The sequence below is a fragment of the Streptomyces sp. NPDC037273 genome (assembly GCF_055603625.1).
This window is the reverse complement of record NZ_JBVJVO010000014.1, coordinates 147264-155817: the sequence shown is the minus strand read 5'-3', so window position 1 is coordinate 155817 and position 8554 is coordinate 147264. Positions and strand designations below refer to the sequence as shown.

7 protein-coding genes are annotated in these 8554 nt (G+C 73.0%); 3 read left to right on the top strand and 4 right to left on the bottom strand.

Annotated elements, in window-relative coordinates; translation table 11 throughout:
- Positions 1–132 precede the first annotated feature (132 nt).
- Positions 133–1629 (bottom strand): alpha/beta hydrolase, encoded by a 1497-nt coding sequence (locus ACZ7G1_RS30465; protein ID WP_470878855.1) that lies wholly within the window; start codon positions 1627–1629, stop codon positions 133–135.
- A gap of 161 nt (positions 1630–1790) precedes the next feature.
- Between ACZ7G1_RS30465 and ACZ7G1_RS30460 the strand changes: the two genes are divergently transcribed.
- On the top strand, positions 1791–2537 hold the full coding sequence (locus ACZ7G1_RS30460) for a transporter substrate-binding domain-containing protein (RefSeq protein WP_470878854.1): 747 nt from the start codon (positions 1791–1793) through the stop codon (positions 2535–2537).
- A 36-nt stretch (positions 2538–2573) separates the two neighbouring features.
- Here the strand turns inward: ACZ7G1_RS30460 and ACZ7G1_RS30455 are convergent, their stop codons facing one another.
- The gene (locus ACZ7G1_RS30455; RefSeq protein WP_470878852.1) at positions 2574–3857 is read right to left on the bottom strand and encodes a KamA family radical SAM protein; all 1284 of its coding nucleotides are present in this window, start codon (positions 3855–3857) and stop codon (positions 2574–2576) included.
- 559 nt (positions 3858–4416) lie between these two features.
- Here ACZ7G1_RS30455 and ACZ7G1_RS30450 point away from each other — a divergent pair.
- Complete coding sequence (locus tag ACZ7G1_RS30450; protein WP_470878851.1) at positions 4417–5154, top strand: class I SAM-dependent methyltransferase; 738 nt, start codon at positions 4417–4419, stop codon at positions 5152–5154.
- A gap of 10 nt (positions 5155–5164) precedes the next feature.
- A complete protein-coding gene (locus ACZ7G1_RS30445; RefSeq protein ID WP_470878849.1) occupies positions 5165–6121 on the top strand; it encodes a helix-turn-helix domain-containing protein in 957 nt (318 codons plus the stop codon).
- Positions 6122–6146: 25 nt separating this feature from the next.
- Here ACZ7G1_RS30445 and ACZ7G1_RS30440 read toward each other — a convergent pair whose 3' ends face one another.
- Positions 6147–6617, bottom strand: a complete 471-nt coding sequence (locus ACZ7G1_RS30440; RefSeq protein WP_470878848.1) for an SRPBCC family protein — start codon at positions 6615–6617, stop codon at positions 6147–6149.
- 147 nt (positions 6618–6764) lie between these two features.
- Positions 6765–8393, bottom strand: a complete 1629-nt coding sequence (gene groL, locus ACZ7G1_RS30435) for a chaperonin GroEL (protein ID WP_470878846.1) — start codon at positions 8391–8393, stop codon at positions 6765–6767.
- Positions 8394–8554: the final 161 nt, after the last annotated feature.

Below are 8554 nucleotides of genomic sequence, written 5' to 3'. Positions count from 1 at the left end.
CCCACACAGCGAGGACCACCCCAGATCCCCCACGGAAACGAAGCCGTGAGAGGTCCGGGAACCCGCCCAAGGGGGGGGGGGAGAGGGCCCCCCCCCCCCCCCCCCCCCCCCCCCCTTCCCCGTGGCGTGGGGTCACTTGCAGAGGACGTCCTGGGCGGGGCGGACGCCTTCGGTGAGGAAGCGGGTGACGGCCTGGTCGCCGCAGGGGTTGCCGTTGCCGAGGTAGACGGAGTGGCCGCCCTTGTCGACGGAGACGAGGCGGGCGCGGTCGCCGAAGGCCTGGCGCATCTTGAGGCCGGCGGAGTGGGGGGTGGAGGGGTCGCGGAGGTTCTGGATCATGAGGACGTTGGAGGGGCCGCGGTCGGTGATGCGGGTGGGCTTCTCGACGGCGCCGCCCTTCCAGAAGGCGCAGGGGGTGATGTTGGCGGGCATGCCGGCGGTCAGCGGGTGGCGGACGCGGTCGGCGGCGACGCCGCGCTCGTAGGCGGGGACCGAGCGGGGCCAGTCGACGTCGTTGCAGATGACGCCGACGCTCACCGTGGCGGCCTCGTCGGGCATCGGTCCGGCCAGCTCCGGCGGCAGGACGGGGACGCCCTGCGGGTCGAGAGCCTGGGAGACGAGACGGCCGAAGGACTCGAAGGCCGCGTCGGAGTACAGGGCCTGCTGGAGGGCCTGGCGGAGCACCGTACCCGTGAGGGGGACGCCGGGGGTGGTCGACGGGCGGGGCTCGCGGTCGAGGCGGGCGGCCAGGTCGAGGAACAACGGGCGTACGTCCTCCGGGCGTTCGGCGAGCCGCAGGCCGGTCGGGCGGGACGGGTCCGAGGCCCAGGCCGCGAAGTCGGGGAAGCGGTCGTCGGCGCCGCGCGCCATGCCCGCCAGCCAGCCCCGCGCGACGCGCCTGGGGTCCGGGTCGGCGCTGCTGTCCAGGACCCAGCGGTCGGTGCGCTCCGGGAACTTCTGGGCGTAGACGGCCGCCACGTACGTCCCGTACGACACGGCCCACGCCGACAGCTTCCGCTCGCCGAGCGCCTGCCGCAGCCGGTCCAGGTCCCGCACCTGGTTGGCGGTCGTCAGGCTCCGCAGCATCGCGCCGCCGTTCCGCTCGCACGCCTCCGCCATCCGGCGCGACCGGGCCACGTTCTCGCCGATCCCGCCGTCCGCCGCCGGCCAGGACCGCAGCGTCACCAGCCGCCGGTCGGCCTCTTCGAACCCGCACCGGGCCTTCGTCGAACCGCCGACACCGCGCGGGTCGAAGGCCACCAGGTCGTACGCCCCGCCCATCTCCTTGGCGAGCGCCGCCCCCTTCTGCCCCAGCCGCTGCACCCCGGAGCTGCCGGGCCCGCCCGGGATCACCATCAGCGTCCCGCGCCGCGCCTCCGGCTTGTCGCTGCGCAGCCGGGCCACCGCCAGCTGGATCTGCTCGCCCTCGGGATCGGCGTAGTCCAGCGGTACGGAGAGCGTCGCGCACTCCTGTCCCGGCAGCGGCTTCACCGCCGGGGCGCAGTCCCCCCATTCCAGACCGGTCGCGGCGGCGGCGGGGGCGGCCCCGCCTCCGGCGAGGGCCACACCGGCCACGGCGGCGGCGGAGAGGGTCAGCATCAGGGCCTTGCGTGCACGGTTCGTCGTCATGCGCACAGCCTCTCCCAGCCGTCCCTCCGCTCCCATCCGGCAGACAGGCGGGTCGGGGGTGGGGTCAACCCCCCTGTGTCCGGGGGGACTTCGGGGTGCCACTCGGAACCATCACGTCCGCTTCGGAGGCCGCTCCGCGTCGCCGCCTACACTCCACCCCCATGACGACTCCCGCCCCGCGCCCCGCACCCCACGACCTGCCCGCCGTCGCCGCCGACCTCGCCCCCACCGGCGTCCTGCGGGCCTCGGTCAACCTCGGCAACCCCGTCCTGGCGCAGGGCACCCCCGAGGCCCCGGCCGGCATCACGGTCGATCTGGCGCGGGAGTTCGGGGCCCGGCTCGGGCTGCCCGTCGAGCTGCTCTGCTTCGACGCGGCACGGAAGTCCTTCGAGGCGATGGCCGACGGGCGGGCCGACCTCTGCTTCCTGGCCGTGGACCCGGCGCGCGAGGCCGAGGTCGCCTTCACCGCCCCGTACGTCGTCATCGAGGGCGTGTACGCCGTCCCCGCGGGCTCCGCGCTCACCACCGTCGCCGAGGTGGACGCGCCGGGTGTGCGGATCGGGGTCAAGAAGGGTTCCGCGTACGACCTGTTCCTGTCGCGGACCCTCACGCACGCGACGGTCGTGCGCGGCGATGAGGGCGTCGACACCTTCCGCGAACAGGGACTCGAAGCCGGCGCGGGCATCCGGCAGCCGATGACGGCGTACGCGGCGGCGCACCCGGACGTACGGCTGCTCGACAGCCGGTTCATGGAGATCCGGCAGGCGGTCGGCACGACCACCGGCCGCGCCCCCGAGACCCTCGCCTTCCTCCGCGCCACCGTGGAGGAGCTGAAGGCGAACGGCTTCGTCGCCGACGCCCTCCGCCGCTCCGGCCAGGACGCGGAACTCCAGGCCCCACCGGCCTGAGCCGCCCCGCCCCACCCCACATGGAGAACCGGGCCCTCAGCCCACCACCCCCTCCAGCGTCAGCGGCTTCCCCGGGATGAGGGCGCGATCCCGGGGGCCGTACGGGAGGAGCTCGTCCCACCACTGGGCGGCCGGGTCGAAGCGGGCGTGCGCCAGGGTGCCGACGAGGGCGGGGTCGCGCGCCTGGAGGGCGCGGAGGGCGAAGGCGGGGCCACCGGGGAGGTGGGCGATGCCGTCGACGGCGAGCTTGCCGAGCTCGGTGGACATGACGGGGCCGCGCACGGTCCGCGCGAGGCCGGAGACCTGCCGCATCGCGTCCGCGTGGACGTCCAGGGCGCGGGCGAGCGGCAGCCCGAAGTAGCGGCGCGGACCCGTGTCGCGCTCCACGAACATGTAGTACGGGACGAGGCCCAGCTCCACCTGCTCCTGCCACATCCGCGCCCAGACCCCGGCGTCGTCGTTGACGTGCCGGACGACCGGCGCCTGGGTGCGCAGGACCGCGCCGGTGGAACGGAGCCGGCACAGCGCGCGGCGGGCGGCCTCCGGGTGGAGCTCGCGCGGATGGGAGACGTGCAGCATCAGGGCGAGATGGCGCCCGGATGCGACGACCCGTTCGAAGAGCCGCAGCAGGTCGTCCGCGTCGGGCGCGGTGAGGAAGCGTTCCGGCTGGAACGACACCGCCTTCGTGCCGATGCGGACGGTACGGACCTGGGGCAGCTCCAGGAGCGGCGCGACGTACGAGTCGACCAGCTCGGTCCGCATGACCAGCGGATCGCCCCCGGTCAGCAGGACGTCGGTCACCTCCGGATGCCGCGCCAGATGCCCCGTCATCACCTCGGGTCCGCCCACCGCCTGCCGCCGCGCGGGATCGCCGGTGAACTGCGGCCACCGGAAGCAGTAGGCGCAGTAGCCGTGGCAGGTCTGGCCCTGCCGGGGGAAGACGAGCAGCGTCTGCGGGTACGTGTGCTGGAGCCCCCGGCCGTCCTCGGGCACGTTCAGGTGCGACTGCCCGCCCGGGTGCGGGTTCAGCCGCTCCCTGAGCCCGTCCACCACGATCCGCAGCCGCACCCGGTCGCCGCCCAGGAGCGCCGCCTCGACGGCCGCGAAGTCCGCGGGCGCCAGCATGTCCCGGTGCGGCATGACCAGCCGGTACAGCGGATCGTCCGGGCCGCGCGCCCAGTCGACCAGCTCCTCGGCCACGTGGGCGCTCACCTTGAACGGCAGCACCCTGCCCACCACTTCGGCCTCGTGACCGAGCTCGCGCCGCCCCGTCCGCTCCGCGATCAGCCCCGCCAGCCGCCGCCCCGTAAACCAGCTCACCACACGCTCACCATCCGCACGCCGACCCCCTGCCCGCAGCCCTGTCCGCCCACCCCGCACGATGATGGGCAGCCCGCCCCGAGCCGCCAATCCCCCTAGCGGCGCCCCCTCTCGCGGGCAACCCGCCAGTCCGGCCAATCCCCTCCCCCGCGCGCCGGACACCCCCGGACACCACCGCACATCCCCACACGCCTACCCCGCCCGCTTCACCCCCATACACCCCACTTCGCACCCCCGTACTTTCAGCCTCCTCCCGCCCCACGGCCACCCCTCAGATTGACGCCTTTCCTCCGTGGCCCGGGACCCGAACACCCCGCGAACACGGGCACGAACACCCCGGGAAATCCGTCGAATCGGAGGCCTCCGCCCGGCCCGGAAAGGCCCCTCCAGGACCCCCTGGCGCCCCTTCCCCGCACCACGGCACGGGGCCCCGACCGAGGGGGTCAGGGGCCCTCCAGCAGGCCTTCCAGGGCTCGCACGGGGCATCCGCACACCACCTCTGACCTGGGCTTTTACCTTCCCGAGCCCTATTCTTGAGGGACTCGGAGGGGAGATCCGCATGGACCGTAATATCCGCACGATCGACGATGTGATGGCGCTGCTCGACGGCCTGTTCGCGCCTGAGGCGGACCGGTGGACGGAGGGTGGGGCGGAGTGGTGGAACGGGTTTTACGGGGACCGGGGGAAGGGGGTGCCGTTCTTCGTCGGGAAGGCGGACGAGTGCCTGGTGGAGTACGCGGAGCGGGGGCTGCTCGCGGGGCGCGGGAGGGCGCTGGACCTCGGGTGCGGGCCGGGGAGGAACACGCTGTACCTGGCGTCGCTGGGGTACGAGGTGGACGCGGTGGACCTGTCGACCGAGGCGATCGGGTGGGCGAAGGAGCGGGCGCGGGAGGCGGGGGTCGAGGACCGGGTGCGGTTCGTGTGCGGGGACGCGTTCGCGGGCGCCGTGGACGGCCCGTACGACCTCGTGTACGACTCCGGCTGCTTCCACCATCTGCCGCCGCACCGGCGGGTCGGGTACCTCGCGTTCCTGGAGCGGGTGTTGAAGCCCGGCGGGCACTTCGGGCTGACGTCGTTCGCGGCCGGGGAAGGCGGGATGGGGTCGGAGCTGCCGGACGCCGACTTCTACCGGCGGGGGAAGCTGGAGGGCGGTCTGGCCTATACGGACGAGGCGCTGCGCGCGATCTTCGCCGACCTGACCGAGGTCGAACTGCGCCGGATGCGCGACGAGTCGGCGGAATCCCCGGTGTTCGGGGAGTCCTTCCTCTGGGCGGGCCTCTTCCGGCGCCCTGCGTAGACTCCCCGGCATGACATCTGTGGCCCTCGCGGTCTACGACGGAGCCATGCTGTTCGAGGCCGCGGCGGCCTGCGAGGTGTTCGGCGTGGACCGGGAACTCACCGACGCGTGGTACGAGTTCACGGTCTGCGCACCGCCGGGGGCGGAACGGATCGGCAGCGGCTGGCTCCGCATCGACACCCCGCACGGGCTCGACGTCCTGGCCGGGGCGGACACCGTCATCGTCCCGGCCTGCACGGACGTCGACACCGAACCGCCGGCCGAGCTGCTCGCCGCCCTGCGCGCGGCGCACGACCGGGGCGCCCGGCTCGTCTCGCTGTGCACGGGGGCGTTCGTCCTGGCGGCGGCCGGGATCCTCGACGGGCGCCGCGCGACCACGCACTGGGCGCACACCGAGGCCCTCGCGGCGCGCTACCCGCACGTCGAGGTCGACCCGGACATCCTGTACGTCGAGGACGGGAACGTGCTGACCTCGGCCGGGAAGGCCGCCGGCATGGACCTGTGCCTGCACCTCGTGACCGCCGACCACGGGGCCGCCGTCGCGGCCGAACTGGCGCGGCGGCTGCTCGTGCCGGCCCGCCGGGCGGGCGGTCAGGCGCAGTACGTCGCCGCGCCGAGCGTCGCCGACACGGGCCACGCGTTCGCGGACCTCCTCGACTGGGCGAGCGCCCGGCTGCACGAGCCGCTGACCGTGCCCGACCTGGCGCGCCGGGTCAACATGAGCACCCGGAACCTGACCCGCCGCTTCACCGCCGCCACCGGCACCACGCCGCTGCGCTGGCTGCACACCCAGCGCATCCACCGGGCGCAGGAGCTCCTGGAGACGACCGACGCCAGTGTCGAGCTGATCGCCTCGCGTACGGGGATGGGGACCGCCGCCACCCTGCGCCGGCACTTCCACAACGCGCTCGGCGTCCCGCCGGACGTCTACCGGCGGACCTTCCGCGGCCACCGCGCGGCCGCCTGACAGGCCCGGCGCCGGAGGAGCGGCCTCACATCGAGGCCAGGTACTCCGCGAGCCGGTCGTACTGTTCCCGCACGCCCGCCTCCATGCCGGCGGCCAGGGCCTGGTCGCGGGTGTCGTTGGAGGGCCAGAAGGAGGTGCTGGTCAGGGCGGTGCCGCCGTCGGGGGTGGCGTCGAAGGCGAGGGTGACGCGGACCGGCTCGGCGTCCGGCATCTGCTCGAAGGCCTCCGTGTAGTCGAGCCGCTCGACCGGGACGACGTCCTCGTACACGCCGGAGAAGACGATCTCCTGGCCGTCGGGCGCGGTCTGCCCCCACCGCCAGGCGCCGCCGGGGCGCAGGTCGATGTCGACGACCGTCGTGGTCAGGACCTCGGCCCCGTACCACTCCCGTACGTGCTCGGGGTCCGTCCAGGCCTCCCAGACCAGGGCGGGCGGCGCGTCGAAGGTGCGGGTGATGACCAGCTCCCGGTCGGCCGGTGTCGTCAGCAGCGTGACCATGGTCGCGGCCCCTTCCGTACGGCTCCGCCCCGCGGCCCTCTGCCGTGACCGCCTCTTCCAGCATCCGCCGAACGCCCGAGGGCGGCACCCCCTGATGGGAGTGCCGCCCTCGGTCGCGTTCAGCGATGAACCACCGATCCCGGAGGATCAGAAGTCCATGTCACCGCCCGGCATGCCGCCGCCGGCCGGCGCGGACGCCTTCTCCGGCTTGTCGGCGATGACGGCCTCGGTGGTGAGGAACAGCGCGGCGATCGACGCGGCGTTCTGCAGCGCGGAGCGCGTGACCTTCGCCGGGTCGATGATGCCCTCGGCGATGAGGTCGACGTACTCGTTGGTCGCGGCGTTCAGGCCGTGGCCGACGGGCAGGTTGCGGACCTTCTCCGCCACGACGCCACCCTCGAGACCGGCGTTGACGGCGATCTGCTTCAGCGGAGCCTCGAGGGCCAGCTTCACGATCTGCGCGCCCGTGGCCTCGTCGCCCGAGAGGTCGCCCTCGAGCTTCTCGAAGACGTTCGACGCCTGGAGCAGGGCGACGCCACCGCCGGCGACGATGCCCTCCTCGACGGCCGCCTTCGCGTTGCGAACGGCGTCCTCGATGCGGTGCTTGCGCTCCTTGAGCTCGACCTCGGTCGCGGCACCGGCCTTGATGACGGCCACGCCGCCGGCCAGCTTCGCGAGGCGCTCCTGGAGCTTCTCGCGGTCGTAGTCCGAGTCGGAGTTCTCGATCTCGGCGCGGATCTGGTTCACGCGACCGGCGACCTGCTCGCTGTCACCGGCACCGTCGACGATGGTGGTCTCGTCCTTGGTGATGACGACCTTGCGGGCGCGGCCCAGCAGGTCGAGGCCCGCGTTCTCCAGCTTGAGGCCGACCTCCTCGGAGATGACCGTGCCGCCGGTGAGGATGGCGATGTCGTTCAGCATGGCCTTGCGACGGTCGCCGAAGCCCGGGGCCTTGACCGCGACGGACTTGAAGGTGCCGCGGATCTTGTTGACGACCAGGGTCGACAGGGCCTCGCCCTCGACGTCCTCGGCGATGATCAGCAGCGGCTTGCCCGACTGCATGACCTTCTCCAGGAGCGGAAGGAGGTCCTTCACGGAGGAGATCTTGGAGTTGACGATCAGGAGGTAGGGGTCGTCGAGCGACGCCTCCATGCGCTCCATGTCGGTGGCGAAGTACGCCGAGATGTAGCCCTTGTCGAAGCGCATACCCTCGGTGAGCTCCAGCTCCAGACCGAAGGTCTGGGACTCCTCGACGGTGATGACGCCTTCCTTGCCGACCTTGTCCATCGCCTCGGCGATGAGCTCGCCGATCTGGGTGTCGGCGGCGGAGATGGAGGCCGTGGAAGCGATCTGCTCCTTGGTCTCGACATCCTTTGCCTGCTCGAGCAGGGCGCCGGAGACGGCCTCGACGGCCTTCTCGATACCGCGCTTGAGGGCCATCGGGTTGGCACCGGCGGCCACGTTGCGCAGGCCCTCGCGGACGAGCGCCTGGGCGAGGACGGTGGCGGTGGTCGTACCGTCGCCGGCGACGTCGTCCGTCTTCTTGGCGACTTCCTTGACCAGCTCGGCGCCGATCTTCTCGTACGGGTCCTCGAGCTCGATCTCCTTGGCGATGGAGACACCATCGTTGGTGATCGTGGGGGCGCCCCACTTCTTCTCGAGGACGACGTTGCGGCCCTTGGGGCCGAGGGTGACCTTGACGGCGTCAGCGAGCTGGTTCATGCCGCGCTCGAGACCGCGCCGGGCCTCCTCGTCGAACGCGATGATCTTGGCCATGTGAAGTGGTCCTCCCGGACATGGGGTGGATAACGCTCCAGGACCGCGCCGATGCCCGCGACGGACGGCCTGCGTGCCCGGCGGTTCCTTGCCCCACCTGGCCGCGGGCCTCATCTGCCCGATCCTCGTAAGCACTCTCACCTTCCGAGTGCTAACGCCAA